Below are 19,533 nucleotides of genomic sequence, written 5' to 3' on the forward strand. Positions count from 1 at the left end.
ATAAAAATATAAATATATTACTGGAGGAATAAATGATTAAATTACTAGCGACAGATCTTGACGGAACACTAATAAATAATGATCGAGTTACAGAATGTGATAGAGAGGCTATACGTAAACTTCAAAAAGAGAAAAATTTATTAGTAGTTTCAACAGGAAGACCGTATAATGGAATACAAATGTTAAAAAATGAATATAAGATATTTGCAAATTATTATGTATTACTAAATGGAGCTTTAATAGTAGATAGTTTAGGAACTAAAATTAAGCAAGAAATAATTGAAAAGGATATAATTAAGAGTATTATAAATGAAATAAGAGAAGAAAATGTAGCTATTTCGGTGGAATCAGGTTTTATTACATATTTGTTAACTGATGGAGATAATTTACCATATCCTAAAAAAGAAAGAGTAAATTCCATAGATGAAATAGAAGATGAATTAAGCTTAATTTCTATATATAGTCCTAAAAAAGATAAATTAGAAATAGAAGAATTGAAAAATAAAATTAATAAAAAATATGGAGATAAGATAATTGCATACAGAAATGATATTTATATAGATATAGTACCAGTAGGATGTTCAAAGGGGAATGGAATAAAATATCTTGCAAATCAGGAACTTATAAAAGAAGATGTTATATTTACTATAGGTGACTCGTGGAATGATGTTACAATGTTTAGTATAACTAAAAATTCATTTACATTTCATCATGTAGAAGAAGAACTAAAGGAGCATGCATCATATTTAGTTGATTCAGTAGCAGATTGTATAAAAGAATATATTTTATAGAATAAAGAGTATAAAATATAGAGTTAGAAATTATTTGGATATTTGCATAATAATAAGTATTTGAATAATATTATTATGAAAGTTTATAAAAGGTTATATAATATGAAATAGATTAGAAAAAATATTTTAAAAGTATAGAAAAATACAATAAATATAGAAAAAATATTTAAAAGTATATATCTTTATTGTATACTATAAAATAGTAATAGTATAAGCATAGTTACAAGAGGAGGAAGATTAATGTATCCAATTAGATTTGAAAACCTTTATTATGAAAAAATATGGGGTGGTAGAGATTTTGAAACTTTTAGGAATAATATGCCTGAAGGTGAAATAGGAGAAACATGGGATATAGCATGTCATCCAAATGGAATAGGAATTGTTGCAAATGGGTCATTAAAAGGAACTAGATTTGATGATTTAATAAAAGAATATAAACATAAACTTGTTGGAAAAAAGATAACACTTGAAAAATTCCCTTTACTTATAAAACTTATAAATTCAAAAGAAAAATTATCTGTACAAGTTCATCCAGGAGATGAATATGCAGCAAAGTATGAGGGGGATTATGGAAAAACAGAAGCTTGGTATGTAATGGATGCTAAACCAGGTGCATCATTAATAGTAGGAACAAAAGATTGTACTAAAGAACAATTTGAAGAAGCTATAAAAAATAATGATGTAGAAAATTATTTAAATAAAATTGAAGTTAAGAAAGGTGATTGTTTCTTAATAAATAGTGGATTAGTTCATGCTATATGTGAAGGGGTTATAATAGCAGAAATCCAACAAAATAGTGATGTAACATACAGAGTGTATGACTATGGAAGACCAAGAGAAATTCATGTTGAAAAAGCATTAGATGTTATAAATTTTGATCTTCAATGTGAAAACCTAAGTGAAAAAGAAGTAGTAAAGCATAATGGATATAATCATAGCTTATTATGCAAAAATGAGTATTTTGGAATAGAAAAAATATCAATTACTTCAGAATATAAAGATGCAAGTGATATTGAAAAGTTTGATATGTACACTTGTGTTGAAGGAGAAGGAACAATAGAAGGCAATGATTTTTCAGAAACTATAAAAATGGGAGATAGCTATCTAATTCCAGCAACTTTAGGAGAGTATAAAATAAAAGGTAATATTACTGTTTTAAAGAGTTATCCAGTATAACAATTAGTTAATTAATGCCCCTGAGGTCAATAAAAATTGGAAGTTTCCAATTATTTATGCATCAGGGGTATAATTTGATTGTAGCTATATCTTTGCTAGTATATAATAGTAATTAAATTGGAAATTTAACAATGTAAAATTATAGTTTATAATATATATCTTTTATGTTTAAGGTAAATTAAATAATATTGATATATAAGAGGGAGAATAGTATGACTAAGTATGAGCAAATAGCTATTTACATAAAAGAAAAAATTATTAGTGGCGAATATAAAGCAAATGAACAATTACCTTTTGAAAAGGAAATTTGTGAAAAATTTAATGCTAGTAAGATGACTGTAAAAAAAGCATTAGATTTATTAGTAATGGAAGGATTAATAGTTAAAAGAAGAGGAGCAGGTACATTTGTAAAAGATATGTCTCAGGATCAAATTGAAGATTTATCAATTAAAAATCAATTTGCAGGATTAACAGTATCAAATGCTGGACATAAGATAGAGAGTAAATTATTAGATTTTAAAATTATAAATGCAAATTCAAAAATAGCAGAAAATCTAAAAATTGATGAAGATGATTTTGTATGTTTTATACATAGGGTTAGATATGTAGATGAAAAAGCTGTAGTAATTGAAAAGACATATATGCCATTATATCTTTTCCCTGGAATAAAAAAATCTGATGCAGAGGGATCTTTATATAGCTATATACAAGATAAGATGAAGTTAAAAATACAAAGTTCTCACTCAACTGTTAGAGCTAGAAAATCAAATGAAATAGATAATGAATACTTAAATTTAGAGAGTGATGAGCCAGTTTTAGAAGTTGAAAGAATAGGATATTTAGACAATGGTAAAGTATTTGAATATTCATTTTCAAGACATAGATATGATACATATGAATTTAAAGCTATAATCGTAAGATAGGGATATTTTTTTATTTAATAAATTAGATTAACAAAGAAAAATTAATATAGATTAAGCATGATAATAGATTTAAAAGTATATATGTACTTCATAAAGATAGAGATATTTGTTATAATATTGATATAGTATAATATTAGGTATTTAGTTTTAATATAATTTAGTTAAGCGTAAGTGATGTATATTATATAAAGTTTTATTTGCCTATAAAAACTACTAGCAAGTAGTTTTTAGTTTATGGAATTGCAGAAAACGTTTTTATAATTATATAAAAATTTTAATAATGGGAGATGGAAAAGTATGAATAAATATATAGTATTTGATATTGGTGGAAGTAGTGTAAAGTATGCAATTATAACAGAAGAAGGAGAATTTGTATCAAAGGGAAGCTATAAATCAGAAAAAGATGATTTTCAATTATTCAAAGCATCTATGATTAATGTAATTAATAAAGCAAAGGAAGAACATAACATAGATGGGGTGGCAATAAGTGCACCAGGGGGAGTAGACAGTGAATCAGGATTAATTGGAGGAGCAAGTGCCTTACCTTGTATTCATGGACCAAACTTTAAAAAAGTATTTGGGGAAGACTTAGGATTAACTTTAGAAATAGAAAATGATGCAAATTGTGCTGCCTTAGGAGAAGTATGGAAAGGTGCTGCTAAAGATAATAATGATGTATTATTTGTAGTATGTGGTACAGGAATTGGTGGAGCAGTTATAAAAGATAAAAAAATTCATAAAGGAAATAATCTACATGGTGGAGAATTTGGATATTGTATTTTAGATAGAGTTTATGAAGGCGATAAAGTAAGCTTTAAAACTTGGAGTAAGACAGGTGCTGTTGGAGCTTTATTAGAAAATGTAGCTGAATTAAAAAATATTGCTATAGATGAAATAGATGGAAAAAAAGTTTTCGAGTTAGCTGAAAATGGAGATTTGGATTGTATTCATGCTATAGATGAGTTTTATTTAAATAACGCAATGGGGATATTCAATATTCAATATATGTATGATCCAGAGAAAATTATTCTTGGAGGGGCGATAAGTAGTAGACCGGATTTCATAGATAAAATAAATGAAAAATTAGATATAATAATGGAAAATGTAAAAGAAGCAAAGGTTAGGCCTATAATTGAAAAGTGTAAATTTGAAAATGATGCAAATTTATTAGGAGCATTATTTAATTATTTACAAAGAAATAAAATATAATTGAGAATACACCGCTTTAATGGAGGGGAAGAGAATATGCACGATATAAACGAAAACAGATATGATGAAATGAAATATATTAAATGTGGTAATAGTGGGTTGTATTTACCTAGGGTTGCTTTAGGATTATGGCATAATTTTGGATCTGTAGATCCAATTGAAAATCAAAAGACAGTAATATTTGAGGCTTTTAATAATGGAATAACACATTTTGATTTAGCAAACAATTATGGTCCTATATATGGTTCTGCAGAAGAGAACTTTGGCAGAATACTAAATAGTGAGCTTAATCAATATAGGGATGAAATGATAATATCAACAAAAGCAGGATATGATATGTGGCCAGGCCCTTATGGAAATGGTGGTTCAAGAAAATATTTAATTTCGAGTTTAGATCAAAGTTTAAAAAGAATGAACTTAGATTATGTTGACATATTCTATCACCATAGACCAGATCCAGATACACCACTTGAAGAAACTATGGGAGCATTAACTGATATAGTAAAGCAAGGAAAAGCATTATATATAGGTTTATCAAATTATCATCCAAAAGAATTAAAAGAAGCTTCTAGAATATTAAAGGAAAACGGTACTCCATGTCTTATCCATCAATTTAGTTATAGTATGTTTAATCGCTTAAGTGAGGTAGAAGGCTTACATGATGTTCATAAGGAAGAAGGAATAGGCTCAATAGCATTTTCACCTTTAGCTCAAGGGCTATTAACTAATAAATATCTTCATGGAATTCCAGAAGATTCAAGAGCTAAAAAAGTAAATAGTAAATTCTTAAATGAAAAAGATATAACTGCTGAAAAGATTGAAAAAATAAGACAATTAAATTATATAGCACAAAAAAGAGGACAAACTTTAGCACAAATGGCATTAGCTTGGGTATTAAGAAATGATGCTGTTACAACAGTTCTCATAGGTGCTAGTAAGCCAGAACAAATAGTAGACAATAAGAATATAATAAATAATTTAAGTTTTAGTGATAAAGAACTTGAAAGTATTGAGGAAATATTAAAGTAAATATCTTGTGTATATTACGATTTTTAGGCCTTAGGGGCAGTGTCCCTAAGGCCTATTTTTTACATTTAAAGTATAGAATTTACCTAGAGTTAGTTAATCAAATATGAAATAAGTACACTATAAAGTGTTAATGTAAAATATTATAATTATTTTTGTAAACGTTATTAAATTAAGGGGGAAAAGATAATGAGAAAAATAAAAAAGATGCTTGCATTAGCAACTTGTGCAATAATGGCAACTTCAGCTATATTCACAGGATGTGGTAAGTCAACAGGGACTTCTAGCTCAAATGGAGATAAGCTAACTACTTTAACTTGGTATGCAATTGGAGAGGAGCCAAAAGATCTTGATAAAGTATTAGCTGAAGCCAATAAATATTTAGGTGATAAAATAAATGCTAATCTAGATATGAAATTTATAGGGTTTGGTGACTATAATCAAAAGATGTCCGTAGTAATTAATTCAGGAGAAGATTACGATTTAGCATTTACATGCTCATGGGCTGGAGATTATTTAGGAAACTCAAGAAAAGGAGCTTTCTTAGAGTTAGATGAATATTTAAATTCTGATACAGGAACAAAATTAAAAGAAACTGTTGATGCTAGATTTTGGGAAGGAGCAACTATAGAGGGTAAGATTTATGGGGTGCCAAATCAAAAAGAATTAGGAGTAGCTCCTATGTGGACATTTACTAAAGAATATGTTGATAAATACAATATACCATATCAAGATATTCACAGTTTAGAAGATTTAGAACCATGGCTAAAAGTTATAAAGGAAAATGAACCAGGAGTAGTTCCTTTATATATAACTAAAGGATTCTCTTACACAGTATTCTTTGACCAATTAGTAGATCCAGTTGGAGTAGAAGCTAACGATACATCTTTAACTATAAAGAATATGTTTGAAACACAAGAAATGAAAGATAGATTAAATACTTTAAGGAAGTATTATCAAGCTGGATATATAAATGCAGATTCTGCTACAGCTCAAGATGATAAATCTGTTAAGAGATTTGTAACAAAGGGCGATGGACAACCGTATGCAGATACACTTTGGTCAAAAGCATTGAATTATCCAGTAGTATCATCTCCAATAGTTGATACATTAATAACTAATGGATCAACAACAGGATCATTAATTGCGATATCAAACAACTCAAAGAATAAAGATAAAGCTTTTGAATTCTTAACATTATTAAATACAGACGAATATTTAAGAAACTTAATAAACTATGGTGTTGAAGATGTTCATTATGAAAAAGTAGATGGCGGTAATATAAAGATAATTAATCCAGATCAAAAAAATTATGATGTTCCATATTTCTCATTAGGAAATTTATTTATAACTTATAAATTAGAAGGTGAGCCTGCAACTAAGTGGGATGAGTTTAAAGATTTTAATGATAAATCAAAAGTATCACCAGCACTAGGATTTAAATTTGATTCTTCAAGTGTTTCTAATGAAATTGCAGCTATAAATAATGTCTTAGAAGAATTTAAGTCAACTCTTTATAGTGGATCAGTAGATATTGATGAATACTTAGGAAAATTAAATGCTAAGTTAAAAGAGCAAGGAATAGATAAAGTTATAACTGAAATGCAAAAGCAAGTAGATGAATGGAAAAAGACTAAATAATATTTAATCCAAAAATCTATATATTAACAAAGTAACTAAAAAATAGCTATGAAATTAAAGTTTCATAGCTATTTTTTAGTTGTAAAAGTTAAGCATAAAAATTTTTATTAGCTTGTTTTTCTAGCTTTGTTAGGTGAAGCACCATAATACTTTTTATAAAGTTTACTAAAGTAATATGGGTCACTATATCCAACCATTTTAGCAATAGATTTTATTGAAAGCTTAGAGTTTTCTAATAAATCCTTTGCTTTGGATAATCTTATTTGTATTAAATAATTTATAGGTGAATCTCCCATAAGCTCTTTAAAAATCTTAGAGATATAAACAGGACTTAAATACATATTTTTTGATAATGTATACAAAGAAATGTCTTCTGTATAATTTTCAGTTAAGTACTTTGTTATGCTTTCGACTAATGCTTTCTTTTCACGAGATTTAAATGAAAATTCTCTGGAGTCAATAATAGTATCTTCATCATTTATTTCTCTATATAACAAAATAAGCAATTTCATAACTAAAGATTTAAGCATAAATGGAGAAGTTTGATTATAGCTTTTTTGTTCTTCAACAATTTCTAAGCAACTCTTCAATATTGCATCTTTATATTTAGTAAAAGTGAGAACGTTTTTATCACCTGTATCAATATAGTCTTTTTTTATATTACTAAATAAGTTTAAATTAGTTAACCCAATATGCAATTCTCTACAATTAGTATTGGAATCGAATAGCTCCTTATGATATATTCCAGGATTAGAAATAAGCACTTGTCCCTTTTTTAGTGTATATTTTTCACCTTCAATTAAATAATCTACAGAACCAGAAGTAATAAAAGAAAGTTCAATAAAATCTTCATGGCAGTGATAATTAGTTTCTGGAACTGGTATTTCTGGTGAACACCATCCATCAATTACAAAAAGTATTTGAGGATTATAACAATCTATATTTGCATGTACTCTATTCATTTTAACATCTCCAAAAATAATTACTTCAATTAGTATAATAATATACATTTAAAGTTTAATATAATACATTTTTATTTTCAATAACTTAGCTATAATCTTACTTAGAAATAAATAATATAAGGAGAACTTGGTTATGGATATTTTTAAGAGGGTATTTAATTATTAAAAAAGGAAAATTTACGAATAAATAATATAAGGAGAGGCTTGATTATGGACAGTTTAAAATGGATATTTAGTTATTTAAAAAAGTACAAATTAAAATATTTATTTGCACTATTATTAGTACTATTCACATCAGCAATTAATATGGTTAATCCATTTATATCAGGAAGAATAGTAGATAAGGTATTAGGAGCAAAGCAAACAAATTTATTAATACCGCTTATATTAATTATGATTGCAATTGTTGTGTTTAAAGGATTTATAACTTATGCATATCAAATGATATTAGAGAAGATTTCACAAGATATTTTGTTTGAAATAAGAACGGACTTATACGATAAACTTTTAGAATTAGATGTTAATTTCTATAGTAAAGTTAAAACTGGAGATCTAATGGCAAGAATGACAGGGGATACTGATGCCATAAGACACTTTGTTGCATGGGTAGTTTATAATATTATTGCTTCTATAACAACTTTTGCATTTGCAATAATATCAATGATGTATGTAAATGCTACTCTAACAATATTTATGCTTTTGATATCACCTTTAATTGGATTCTTTACTTTTAAAATGAGCAAAGAAATTTCACCTACATTTCACAATATAAGAGAAGCATATTCAAGATTAAATTCTGTTGTTCAAGAAAACATAAGTGGGAATAGAGTTGTTAGAGCTTTTGGAAGAGAAAATTTTGAAATAGATAAGTTTAATGTAGAGAATAAAAATTATAAAGATAGAAATTTAGATACGATTAAGGTTACAAGAAAATATATTCCTAAGCTAGAGTTTTTATCAAACAGTTTATCTGTCGTAATGATATTAGTTGGAGGAATATTAGTTGTTACAAATGAAATAACTCTTGGAGAGTTAGTTATCTTTAATAGCTTATTATGGGCATTAAATAATCCAATGAGAATGTGTGGATATTTAATAAATGATACTCAAAGATTTATAGCGTCATCAGCAAAGATAATGGAGTTACTAAGAACAGAAAGTAATATAAAAAATAATGAAGAAACAATTAATCTTAATAAATTTAAAGGTGATATAAGCTTTAAAAATGTAAGCCTAGATTTAGATGGAAGAAGAGTTATAAACAATGTTTCATTTGAAGTTAAAGCAGGACAAACAATAGGGCTAGTTGGACATACGGGTTCAGGAAAATCTTTAATAATAAATTTATTATCTAGATTTCATGATACAACTGAAGGGGAGATTTTTATAGATGGAATTAATATAAAGGATATAGATTTAGATATATTAAGAGGAAATATAGCAACTGCTATGCAAGATATATTCTTATTTTCAGATACAGTTAAAGATAATATAGCTTTTAGTAATCCACGGGCAAGTTTTACAGAAGTAAAAGGTATAGCTAAAAAAGCTCAAGCTCATGATTTTATAAAGAGATTAGATGAGGGATATGAAACAATTATAGGGGAAAGAGGAGTAGGACTTTCTGGAGGTCAAAAGCAAAGGGTATCTTTAGCAAGGGCAATGATGAAAAATGCATCAATATTTGTATTAGATGATGTTACATCTGCTGTTGATATGGAAACAGAAAAGAAAATACAACATGAACTTAAAAATATGGAAGAAAAAAAGACAACATTTATAATTGCTCATAGAATATCCTCATTAAAGCAAGCTAATTTAATATTAGTTTTAGATAATGGAGAAATAGTTGAAAGAGGAACTCATAATGAGCTTGTAAAGAAAGATGGATACTATTCAAATATATTTTATACTCAATATGGCAATTTGAATTTAGAAGTGGAGGGAGTATAAATGGCAAGAAATAAATATAATGTCGATGAAGAATTAGAAGTTGGCTTTAATTTAGAGTACTTGAAAAGATTATTAAAATATATGAAGCCTTATAAAACTAAAATTTTCACTTCAATATTATTAATGTTATTATCAAGCTCAATTTCATTAATTGGACCAGTAATAGCAAAGACTGCATTAGATGTATATATTCCAAATAAAAATATTGGTGGACTTGTAGTATTGTCTATTTTATATGTGATAATATTTATATCCATAGCAGTAATTATGCGACATAGAATGTACACAATGGGAGAAGTGGGACAAGATATTCTAGTGGATATTAGACATGACTTATTTAGAAATCTTCAATATGTGCCATTTAACTATTATGATTCTAGACCTCATGGAAAGATATTAGTAAGAGTTGTAAACTATATAAATTCTTTAAGCGATATTTTATCTAATGGATTTGTTAATTTAATTGCAGATATGGTTACTTTAGTTATGACTATAATATTTATGTCATTTTTAAGTATAAAATTAACATTAGTAACTCTTATTTGCATTCCAATATTATTAGTCATTATGTTATCTATTAAAAATGCACAAAGAAGGGCTCATCAAAGAGTAAGTGCAAAGCAATCAAATTTAAATGCTTATATACATGAAAGCATAAATGGAATAATGGTAACACAGTCATTTTCTAGAAAAAAAGAAAATATGGAAATATATAAAGATCTTTGCAATGAATGTAGTGATTCATGGATGAAGGCTGTAAGGTTAAACTTTCTTGTTTGGCCTAGTATAGAAACTGTATCAGTTACATCAATTTCACTTATTTATATATTTGGAATTTTAGTATTTGTAGATGGTGTTTCTCTTGGACTTTTAACAGCCTTTATATCTTATGTATGGATATTCTGGGCACCAATAACTAACATAGGTAATTTCTATAATACATTGATAAATGCAATGGCATATTTAGAAAGAATATTTGAAGCAATGGACGAAGAACCTGAATTCGATAAGGAAGATGCAATATCATTACAAAATATTAATGGTGATGTAAACTTTGAAAATGTATATTTTGAATATGAAGAAAATAGTCCTATTTTAGAAAATATAAATATGAAGGTAAATTCAGGAGAAAAAATTGCTTTAGTTGGACCAACTGGAGCAGGAAAGACAACTATAGTAAATCTTTTATCAAGATTTTATAGGATAAAATCAGGTAATATTCTTATAGATGGGGTAGATATAAATGAGGTTACGTTAAAATCCCTTAGAAAAGAAATAGGAGTTATGCTACAAGATCCATTTGTTTTCTCAGGAACTATAATGGAAAACATAAGATACGGAAGGTTAGATGCCACAGATGAAGAAGTTATGAATGCAGCTAAAATAGTTAAAGCTGATGATTTTATAAAAGATTTTAAGGACGGGTATAACACATATTTAAATGAACAAGGAAATGGACTTTCAGTTGGACAAAAGCAACTTATATCATTTGCGAGAGTGTTATTATCTGATCCTAAGATACTAATTTTAGATGAGGCTACATCAAGTATAGATACAGAAACAGAAGCATTATTACAAGAGGGAATAGAAGAACTACTTAAGGGAAGAACATCTTTTGTTATAGCTCATAGATTATCAACAATAGTTAATTCAGATAAGATAATGTATATAGGAGAAAAACAAATATTAGAAGAGGGAACTCACGATTCATTAATAAAACAAAAAGGATTGTACTATAATTTATATAAATCACAGTACCTTGATATATAATTTTTAATTTGTTTAGGCCCCAGGAGCATTGCACCTGGAGCCTTTAAAATATAAATTACTTAATGAACTTTTTATATATAAAATCCGCAAATAATGAGTTTGACCAAGCAAACCATTCTCTTGTAAATTCTTTAGGGTTGTTGCAGTTAAAACCTTCATGCATATAGTTAGTATCTCCATCGCAATTAATTAAAGTTTCCAATAAGTCATTTATTTCTAATTCGTTATTAGATGTTAATCCTTGCATTGAAAGTGAAATATGCCATATATATTGATCAGGAGTATGAGGACTACCTATTCCACAAGCGGATGTACCTTCATAATAGTAAGGGTTATTTTTGCTTAAAATAAATTTACGAGTATTTTGATAAACCTCATCATCTATTGGTCTATATTCTAAATATGGTATAGATAAAAGGCTAGGTACATTAGCATCATCCATCAAATTATAGTTACCAAGTCCATCCGTTTCATAGGCATAAATTTTACCGAAACATTCATGTTCAACTATACCGAATTTTTCGATCCCTTCCTCTATTTGTGTTCTTAGAGATTTAGCTTTAAGACTTAAAGAATAATCATTAAATATTGATTCAGAAATCTCTTCTATATATTTTAAAGCAATGCTAGCAAACATATTAGATGGTATTAAATAGCCATATTTACATGCATCATCACTAGCTCTAAAACCTGACCATGTCATTCCTGTGAAAGTAACTGGATTTCCTAATCCATTGTTAGTTAAAGTATCACTTTCTGGGCAGTTCAATCTTTGAAATGAATAATCAGATTTTTCAAAGTGATATTGTTCAATTTCCCATAAATTTATGATTGAATAAAAAACCTCTTTAATAGTATCGTTAAAAAAGCTTGTATCATTTGAGGTTTTCCAGTACTTGTAAATTAATCTTACGGGAAAACAAAGAGAATCAATTTCATATTTTCGTTCCCATACCCAAGGGCTGTCTTTAGTTATATCATTGTCCCACTTTTGACCATTAGGTTCTTTATTAAAAGCATTAGCATAAGGATCAATCATAATACATTTAACTTGTCTATTAATTAATCCAGTAAATAAATCTTTCAATATAGGATATTCATTAACAAACGGTAAGTAGTGCTCTACTTGAGAAGTTGAATCCCTAAGCCACATTGCAGGAATATCTCCTGTTATTATAAAAGTGTCATTTTCTTCATAAAGCATAGTTGTATCAATAGTATTTATAAAACAATTGAAAAATAGTTTTTTGAGTTTCTCATCTTTAATTGATTTTGAAAGGTTTGTTCCTATTTCTTTTAATGTATCTTTAAAAATAATTAGCTTTTCATTATTAATATTCTTCATGAATTTTCCTCCTATAATATAACTTGTAATATTAAGATTGTAATATTAAGCTTACAAGATATAATTTGCAATATGAAGTTTGTAATATACAACTTGTATTTTCTTTAGAATTTAATATTTTAGATTGTTTAAACTTTACATTCACATTGTATATGTTTTCATTTTTAAATAAAATATCAATGAGCATACTTTCTAGAAAAAGTTATATATTTTTAGAGTTTATACATTAAATTTATTATATAAATGTAATCTAGAATACTAATAAAATACCAATAATCTAAATTAAGAAACATTTTGTTTTTTTGATAGACTTTCGAGTTCTTGCAATAATGAGTTATTTATAAATAGTAAAGAAAAAGATAGTAGACTAGAAATAAATAATATTATTGTTCCTGGAGTTAGTTCAAATAAAATAAGTGAAAAAATAAATAATAACAAATTTGTTATAGTTAGTATTGGTCTTGTAAAGCATAAAATAAAAGCTGTTCTTAATATATTAATATTTTTCATTTTAAATCTACTGATAAGTATAAAAATAAAAGGTGTAACAGCAGCTAAGATAATAGCAATTGCAGAAAATAAACAAACTAAAACAATATTATACTTTAGTAATGAGAAAAATCGTATATTAAAGTAAATTATAATTATTAGTGATAGTTCAAAGAACCAGATTAGAAGTGATTGTTTAAAATTAAGTTTAATTCCATTTATAAAATCTTTTATAATATTTAAATCTTTATTTACAACTATTTTATTCATGCAATAAAGTAATGCTGTAAATGCTGGCATGGTTGGAAGTAAACAAACTAAAAATAAAGGAAAGTATCTAAAAATATTACTGATACCTATAAATATGAAGAATAATATTAAAGGAATATTAAATAGCATAAAAAATAAGTTCAATAAGAAAAACCAGAAAACATAGTTAAATGAATCAAAGATTTTTTCAAAATTAAAGAAATTACCAAACACACAAATCCCTCCGTAAATGTTTACTTGTAATAAGTAGTATAGTTTAATGAATTCATAAATTCAATTTTTTATGTACAAATTATATTTTTATCTAGAAAAAGTACAATAAAAATATAAATCAGCACTTATGAAAAGCTTTAAATAAGAAAATTATTATGATTAAATGTATATATAGGATGCTCTGAAGGGATAGATGATATGGAAATAAGAAAGTCAACAGTATATAAAAGGTTATTTGCAGCTAATATATTAGTTACTATTTTTTTAATAGCAACATTGGATTTTTATTTTGTAAAAAAGTTTTTAGATAACAATAGAGATGCTAAATCCTATATAAATGAAAAAGTTGTTTACGATGTTAATGATGAAATAAATAAGATAAATAATTCAAGTGATTTAATTGTAAGAAATATGTATAGTGATTTGAGTGTTGTTGAAGATATACTTAGATTTATGAATACAGATACAATTTCTTATTTAAAAAATAAGTTGGACAGGTTATCTGAAAGCTCTAGTTATTACTACAATGGTACTGAAAGGTTTGTAAGATCTTCGTTTAATTTAAATTATAATTTAGAGGAAATCGCATTTATAAGTTACAGTAGAATGGAGAAGAGTTCTTTTAATAGAAAAAATCAAATAAAAATAACAAGTATTAATAAGGAAGATATACCAATAGAAGAAGGATTTAATAATATTTTTGGGGATAAAAATACATTAAAATTTATAAGAGAAGTAAGAGATCCAGTTAACTTAAAGAGCGAAGGTATAATAATTCTTACATATAATTTAAATCATATAAAAGAGATAGTAAAAAAATATGAAAATGAACATCAAGTTATGGTGTTTGATAATAATGGATATATTATTTATAACTCTGATGGAGACTATAATTATGAAAAATATGAATATTACGATGAAATAGTAAAAAGTGATGGAGAGGTAAAATTAGATAAAAGCTATTATATAAATAAGAGTGTGAATTCGTCAGCAATAATGTCTGTATCCAAAATGGTAAAGCGTGATGTTAATAAAATTTCAATAGGATTAATTAATTCTTTAGTTTTTGTTGATAGTTTAGTTTTAATAATCTCTCTATCCATCTTATACATTAAATTAAAATTCTTAAGTGATAGAACAGATAATATATTAGTTGCTATGGAAGAAGTAAAGAGTGGTAATTTAGATATAGAAATACCAATAACATCAGATAATGATGAAATTAATTATATTTCAGAAAACTTTAATGAGATGTGTAAAGACCTAAATGAATATATTAAAAAAATATATTTAGCAGAAATTGAACAAAAAAAGGCAGAAATGATAGCGTTACAAAATCAAATTAATCCACACTTTTTATATAATACTTTAGAGTCAATAAGAATGAAAGCTATTTGCAATGGAGATAAAGAAGTTGGAAAAATGTTATATACACTTTCTTTCTTATTTAGAAAGCAAGTAAAGGATAGTAATATCATAACATTAAAGGATGAATTAGATTATTGCAGTAAATACATAGAAATATTTAAATTTAGATACTATGACAATTTTAATTTTGAAATAAATTGTCCAAATGATCTTGAAAAATATAAAATTATAAAATTTTCGATACAGCCATTAATAGAAAATTATTTTATACATGGGATTAGATTTGAAGATTATGATAATAAATTAAAGATAGATGTAACTAAAGAAGAAAATGATATTTTTATAAAAATCATAGATAATGGTAGAGGAATTTCTGATGAAAAATTAGGGGAAATAAATGATAAATTATTAAGTAGCAAACAAGATGGTAATTCGATAGGTATAGCAAATGTGAATAAGAGAATTATTAATGAATATGGGGAAGGGTATGGAGTAAAAATATTAAAAAAGGATGATAAAGGAATAACTATAATAGTTAAAATATTATGTAAAGAGGTATGATTATGTATGATGTTATGTTAGTTGATGACGAAAAATTAATAACACAAGGGCTAATGAATATTATTGATTGGGAAAACCTCGGGTTAAAGGTAAGAGAAATAGCACATAATGGAGAAGAAGCCTTAAATAAATTTAAGGAAAAAGCAGTAGATATTATTGTAACAGATATTAGCATGCCTAAATTAACAGGATTAGAACTAATTAGTGAAATAAGAAAAATAAATTCAAAAACAAGATTTACAATCCTTACTGGATATGATGAATTTGCTTATGCAAAAGAGGCAATAAAATACGGTGTTGAAAGTTATATATTAAAGCCAATAAATGAAGAAGAACTTGAAGAGGTTATGGCGAGTATTGTTAGAAGTTTAGATTATAAGAAGAAAGAGAAAAATATACTTTTAGATAAGAACAGAAAATTAATTCAATACCTAGAAGAAATGTTAGATGAGAATTTTATCTATGATATGAAGGATTCAATATCAATAGATATATATAATAAAATATATACTGTAGCTAATATAAAATTTATGAGAAAAGAAGATGAGGAAGAGCGGGTAGATATAGAAGATATAATAGAAGAATATACAAATAATAAGTATGAGATTCTTTACAAATATGATGATCAAGCTATATTAATAAATTCTTGGGATAAAAATACATCTAGAAACGAAATTATTAATTATTATGAAGACATTAAGGAAAGCGTTATTAAAGAAACTAAGAAGGAAATATTTATTGCTGTGGGAGATACTGTTTCTAATATAAGTAATATAAGAAAAAGCTATAAAGGCGCCAATGAACTTAAAAAATATATATTAACAGAAGGCACCAATAAATGTATATATAAAGAGAATATTAGAGATATAAAAGAAAAGAATATGAACTTTAAAGAAGAAATAGATTATATAAACAAGTTAATTATAGAAAAAAATAATAAGGGCTTAGAAGAGTATATATCAGAAATAATAGAGAATAGAGAATTAACGCCTAAAAATATTTATGATTTTTCAATAAAGGTTATAGTATTAATAGATGATATATCAAGTGAATTTAAGCTAGAAAAAAAGTATGGAAGAGATAGTTTAAGTAATACTATTATAGAATTATGTAATGAAAATACTAGAAAAAGTGTTAAGGCATTCATAATTAGAGAAATAGAGGAACTTATAGATGCTATGTATAAAAATACAATAAAATATAGTCCTGTAGTTCAGCAAATAGTAAATATAGTGAATGATAGATATTATGAAGAGTTAAGCTTAAAAACTTTAGCGTATCAATATAATATAAATAGTTCATATTTGGGGCAAATCTTTTCAAAGGAAACAGGAAGTTCATTTTCAGAATACTTAAATAAGACAAAAAATATGAAGGCAAAGGAACTAATACTTAATACAAATATGAAAATAAATGATATTGCTAAGGCAGTTGGTTATATTGATACGAGTTATTTCTATAGAAAGTTTAAAAAATATTATGGAGTGTGTCCATCAACATTAAGAGAAATGAAAAACTATTAATAAAGGAAGCTTGCCTGAATAGATAAGCCGAAAATCAACAGTTTGTGCTATATAAAAATTAAGTTATATATAATAATAAGCAAAAATCACCTAATAAGAATAATTAAATCTTATTAGGTGATTTTCTTTTAAATAATTTCAAAATTAATTAGTAAACTATAGTTTTGAGATATATCTACATTTTTATTTAGATAAAAATAGAAACTTTAATTTATTCACTAAATCTAAAGTATTTCAACTTTAAAGGTAAAAGACTTGTATGATATATTTTAAGTAGTTAAAGAAACGTTTACAGAGAAGGGGTTGGAGCAATGTCTAAAGTTAAGAACTTAGATAAAGGGAAAAATAAATCAATATTTAAAAAGTTAAAAGAGAATAAGGAATTTTTACTATTAACATTACCAGGGACATTATGGTTTTTAGTATTTGCATATTTGCCTATGATAGGTATAATTATTGCATTTAAAAATTGGAGGATTAGCGGTGGATTTATAGAAAGTTTAATAAAAAGTGAATGGGTAGGATTTGATAACTTCAAATTTCTATTTAATAGTAGCGATGCCTGGCTAATTACAAGAAATACAGTTTTATATAATATTGTTTTTATAATTTTAGGGATAGTGCTTCCCGTTACATTAGCTATTTTATTAAAAGAACTATTAAATAAGAGACTATCTAAGTTTTACCAAAGCTCTATGTTCTTACCTTACTTTTTATCTTGGGTTGTCGTAAGTTACTGTTTATTTGCATTTTTAAGTCCAGAAAAAGGATATGTAAATGGAATTATAACAGCTTTAGGTGGAGAAAAAATATCTTGGTACACTGAGTCTAAATATTGGATTGTAATAATAATATTTATGAGTCAATGGAAGGCAGTTGGATATGGTACAGTTGTTTACTTAGCTTCCATATGCGGAATAGACAAGTCCTATTATGAAGCCGCTATGATAGATGGCGCAAATAAATGGCAACAAATAAAATATATAACTCTTCCATCATTAAAACCAGTTTTAATAATAATGTTTATAACAGCAGTAGGAGGAATGTTCAGAGCTGATTTTGGACTATTCTATCAACTCCCAAAGAATTCTGGGGCGTTATATCCAGTAACAAATGTTATAGATACTTATGTATATAGAGGTTTAACTAACCTAGGGAATATAGGAATGAGTTCAGCAGCAGCATTATATCAATCATTCGTAGGACTTATTTTGATATTAGTTACTAATGGAATTGTTAGAAAAGTAGATAATGAAAATGCATTTTTCTAAATTAAAGGCGGTGTAAAATATGGCAGATAAATTTAAAAATATTTTTGATACAAATAAAGAACAAAATGAAGCAGAAGATCATTCAAACAAATTTAACTCAATATCAAAATCAACAAATAGGATTTTAAATGTATTATTTGGAATCTTAGCAGCATTATGTATAGTACCATTTCTATTTGTTTTAATAATTTCTTTAACTAGTGAGAAATCATTACAAGCAAATGGATATAGATTTTGGCCAGAGGAGTGGAGTCTAGAAGCATATAAATATATATTTGAATCTGGAAGCAATATAATTAGGGCTTATGGAGTAACTATTGTAGTCACAATTACTGGAACAATACTTGGATTAATTATAATGACAACTTATGCTTATGCGTTATCAAGAAAGAATTTTGCATATAGAAAGTTTTTTACTAAGTTAATATTTATTCCTATGTTATTTTCAGGTGGTATGGTTTCATCATATTTAGTGGTAACAAGATTCTTAGGTCTTAAAAACAATATACTAGCTCTTATACTACCTATTTGCGTCAGTTCATTTCACATTATAATTTTGAGAACTTTCTTTAAAACTACTGTACCAGATGCAATTATAGAATCTGCCAAAATAGATGGAGCTTCAGAGTTTTTATTATTTTTAAAAATAGTGTTACCAATATCACTTCCAGCAATAGCAACTATAGCTTTATTTTTAACATTAGGATTCTGGAATGATTGGTTTAATGCAATGCTATATATAGATAAAAATAGTTTAATACCATTGCAATATTTACTTATAAAGTTAGAAACATCAATAGAGTTCCTGGTGAATAATTCTCAAGCCATTGGCTTAAATGCAACTGAAGCAGTATCAAAAATGCCAAAAGAAACAGTGAAAATGGCAATAGTTGTTATAACTACTTTACCAATTATTTTTGCTTATCCATTTTTCCAAAAGTATTTTGTTAGTGGATTAACAGTTGGAGCAGTAAAAGAGTAAATTAAATAAATTATTAGGTTATAAAGTTCATAGTATAGTAATAAAAAGTATAAGTTAAAA

The 19,533-nt window shown here is 26.3% G+C and carries 15 protein-coding genes; 12 read left to right on the forward strand and 3 right to left on the reverse strand.

Annotated features, from left to right (window positions below):
• Window positions 1–32 precede the first annotated feature (32 nt).
• The 6 genes from J7M87_RS10480 (at window position 33) to J7M87_RS10505 (ending at window position 6,766) form a co-directional block, all read left to right on the forward strand.
• Window positions 33–791 (forward strand): HAD family hydrolase, encoded by a 759-nt coding sequence (locus J7M87_RS10480; RefSeq protein ID WP_291651006.1) that lies wholly within the window; start codon window positions 33–35, stop codon window positions 789–791.
• Window positions 792–1,031: 240 nt separating this feature from the next.
• On the forward strand, window positions 1,032–1,967 hold the full coding sequence (locus J7M87_RS10485) for a type I phosphomannose isomerase catalytic subunit (protein WP_291651007.1): 936 nt from the start codon (window positions 1,032–1,034) through the stop codon (window positions 1,965–1,967).
• Window positions 1,968–2,179: 212 nt separating this feature from the next.
• A complete protein-coding gene (locus J7M87_RS10490; protein WP_291651008.1) occupies window positions 2,180–2,890 on the forward strand; it encodes a GntR family transcriptional regulator in 711 nt (236 codons plus the stop codon).
• Between the two features lie 297 nt (window positions 2,891–3,187).
• Window positions 3,188–4,099 carry an ROK family protein gene (locus J7M87_RS10495; RefSeq protein WP_291651009.1) on the forward strand — a complete coding sequence of 304 codons (912 nt, stop codon included), beginning with the start codon at window positions 3,188–3,190 and terminating at the stop codon, window positions 4,097–4,099.
• A gap of 36 nt (window positions 4,100–4,135) precedes the next feature.
• Entirely contained in the window at window positions 4,136–5,128 is a 993-nt protein-coding gene (locus J7M87_RS10500; RefSeq protein ID WP_291651010.1) for an aldo/keto reductase, read from the forward strand.
• A gap of 186 nt (window positions 5,129–5,314) precedes the next feature.
• The gene (locus J7M87_RS10505) at window positions 5,315–6,766 is read left to right on the forward strand and encodes an ABC transporter substrate-binding protein (RefSeq protein ID WP_291651011.1); all 1,452 of its coding nucleotides are present in this window, start codon (window positions 5,315–5,317) and stop codon (window positions 6,764–6,766) included.
• A gap of 107 nt (window positions 6,767–6,873) precedes the next feature.
• Here the strand turns inward: J7M87_RS10505 and J7M87_RS10510 are convergent, their stop codons facing one another.
• A complete protein-coding gene (locus J7M87_RS10510; RefSeq protein ID WP_291651012.1) occupies window positions 6,874–7,728 on the reverse strand; it encodes an AraC family transcriptional regulator in 855 nt (284 codons plus the stop codon).
• A 210-nt stretch (window positions 7,729–7,938) separates the two neighbouring features.
• Between J7M87_RS10510 and J7M87_RS10515 the strand changes: the two genes are divergently transcribed.
• Both J7M87_RS10515 and J7M87_RS10520 read left to right on the forward strand, forming a co-directional pair.
• Window positions 7,939–9,681, forward strand: a complete 1,743-nt coding sequence (locus J7M87_RS10515; RefSeq protein WP_291651013.1) for an ABC transporter ATP-binding protein — start codon at window positions 7,939–7,941, stop codon at window positions 9,679–9,681.
• Window positions 9,682–11,451, forward strand: coding sequence for an ABC transporter ATP-binding protein (locus J7M87_RS10520; RefSeq protein WP_291651014.1), 1,770 nt, complete (start codon window positions 9,682–9,684; stop codon window positions 11,449–11,451). It begins immediately after the preceding gene.
• 55 nt (window positions 11,452–11,506) lie between these two features.
• Here the strand turns inward: J7M87_RS10520 and J7M87_RS10525 are convergent, their stop codons facing one another.
• Entirely contained in the window at window positions 11,507–12,796 is a 1,290-nt protein-coding gene (locus tag J7M87_RS10525; protein ID WP_291651015.1) for a glycoside hydrolase family 125 protein, read from the reverse strand.
• Between the two features lie 282 nt (window positions 12,797–13,078).
• A complete protein-coding gene (locus J7M87_RS10530) occupies window positions 13,079–13,768 on the reverse strand; it encodes a DUF624 domain-containing protein (protein WP_291651016.1) in 690 nt (229 codons plus the stop codon).
• A gap of 198 nt (window positions 13,769–13,966) precedes the next feature.
• Between J7M87_RS10530 and J7M87_RS10535 the strand changes: the two genes are divergently transcribed.
• The 4 genes from J7M87_RS10535 (at window position 13,967) to J7M87_RS10550 (ending at window position 19,473) form a co-directional block, all read left to right on the forward strand.
• The gene (locus tag J7M87_RS10535; RefSeq protein ID WP_291651017.1) at window positions 13,967–15,697 is read left to right on the forward strand and encodes a histidine kinase; all 1,731 of its coding nucleotides are present in this window, start codon (window positions 13,967–13,969) and stop codon (window positions 15,695–15,697) included.
• Between the two features lie 2 nt (window positions 15,698–15,699).
• Entirely contained in the window at window positions 15,700–17,220 is a 1,521-nt protein-coding gene (locus J7M87_RS10540) for a response regulator (RefSeq protein WP_291651018.1), read from the forward strand.
• A 311-nt stretch (window positions 17,221–17,531) separates the two neighbouring features.
• Window positions 17,532–18,491 carry an ABC transporter permease subunit gene (locus J7M87_RS10545; RefSeq protein WP_291651019.1) on the forward strand — a complete coding sequence of 320 codons (960 nt, stop codon included), beginning with the start codon at window positions 17,532–17,534 and terminating at the stop codon, window positions 18,489–18,491.
• Between the two features lie 19 nt (window positions 18,492–18,510).
• Window positions 18,511–19,473, forward strand: a complete 963-nt coding sequence (locus J7M87_RS10550) for a carbohydrate ABC transporter permease (RefSeq protein ID WP_291651020.1) — start codon at window positions 18,511–18,513, stop codon at window positions 19,471–19,473.
• Window positions 19,474–19,533: the final 60 nt, after the last annotated feature.

Source organism: Clostridium sp., assembly GCF_017888565.1.
In the GTDB taxonomy this organism is placed as follows: Bacteria; Bacillota; Clostridia; order Clostridiales; family Clostridiaceae; genus Clostridium.

Excerpts from the sequence above, each read along its gene's own strand:
- J7M87_RS10505 (WP_291651011.1), top strand. The coding sequence starts at position 5,315 with ATGAGAAAAATAAAAAAGATGCTTGCATTAGCAACTTGTGCAATAATG.
- J7M87_RS10480 (WP_291651006.1), top strand. The coding sequence starts at position 33 with ATGATTAAATTACTAGCGACAGATCTTGACGGAACACTAATAAATAAT.
- J7M87_RS10490 (WP_291651008.1), top strand. The coding sequence starts at position 2,180 with ATGACTAAGTATGAGCAAATAGCTATTTACATAAAAGAAAAAATTATT.
- J7M87_RS10525 (WP_291651015.1), bottom strand. The coding sequence starts at position 12,796 with ATGAAGAATATTAATAATGAAAAGCTAATTATTTTTAAAGATACATTA.
- J7M87_RS10500 (WP_291651010.1), top strand. The coding sequence starts at position 4,136 with ATGCACGATATAAACGAAAACAGATATGATGAAATGAAATATATTAAA.
- J7M87_RS10510 (WP_291651012.1), bottom strand. The coding sequence starts at position 7,728 with ATGAATAGAGTACATGCAAATATAGATTGTTATAATCCTCAAATACTT.
- J7M87_RS10550 (WP_291651020.1), top strand. The coding sequence starts at position 18,511 with ATGGCAGATAAATTTAAAAATATTTTTGATACAAATAAAGAACAAAAT.
- J7M87_RS10545 (WP_291651019.1), top strand. The coding sequence starts at position 17,532 with ATGTCTAAAGTTAAGAACTTAGATAAAGGGAAAAATAAATCAATATTT.
- J7M87_RS10520 (WP_291651014.1), top strand. The coding sequence starts at position 9,682 with ATGGCAAGAAATAAATATAATGTCGATGAAGAATTAGAAGTTGGCTTT.
- J7M87_RS10485 (WP_291651007.1), top strand. The coding sequence starts at position 1,032 with ATGTATCCAATTAGATTTGAAAACCTTTATTATGAAAAAATATGGGGT.
- J7M87_RS10540 (WP_291651018.1), top strand. The coding sequence starts at position 15,700 with ATGTATGATGTTATGTTAGTTGATGACGAAAAATTAATAACACAAGGG.
- J7M87_RS10495 (WP_291651009.1), top strand. The coding sequence starts at position 3,188 with ATGAATAAATATATAGTATTTGATATTGGTGGAAGTAGTGTAAAGTAT.
- J7M87_RS10515 (WP_291651013.1), top strand. The coding sequence starts at position 7,939 with ATGGACAGTTTAAAATGGATATTTAGTTATTTAAAAAAGTACAAATTA.
- J7M87_RS10535 (WP_291651017.1), top strand. The coding sequence starts at position 13,967 with ATGGAAATAAGAAAGTCAACAGTATATAAAAGGTTATTTGCAGCTAAT.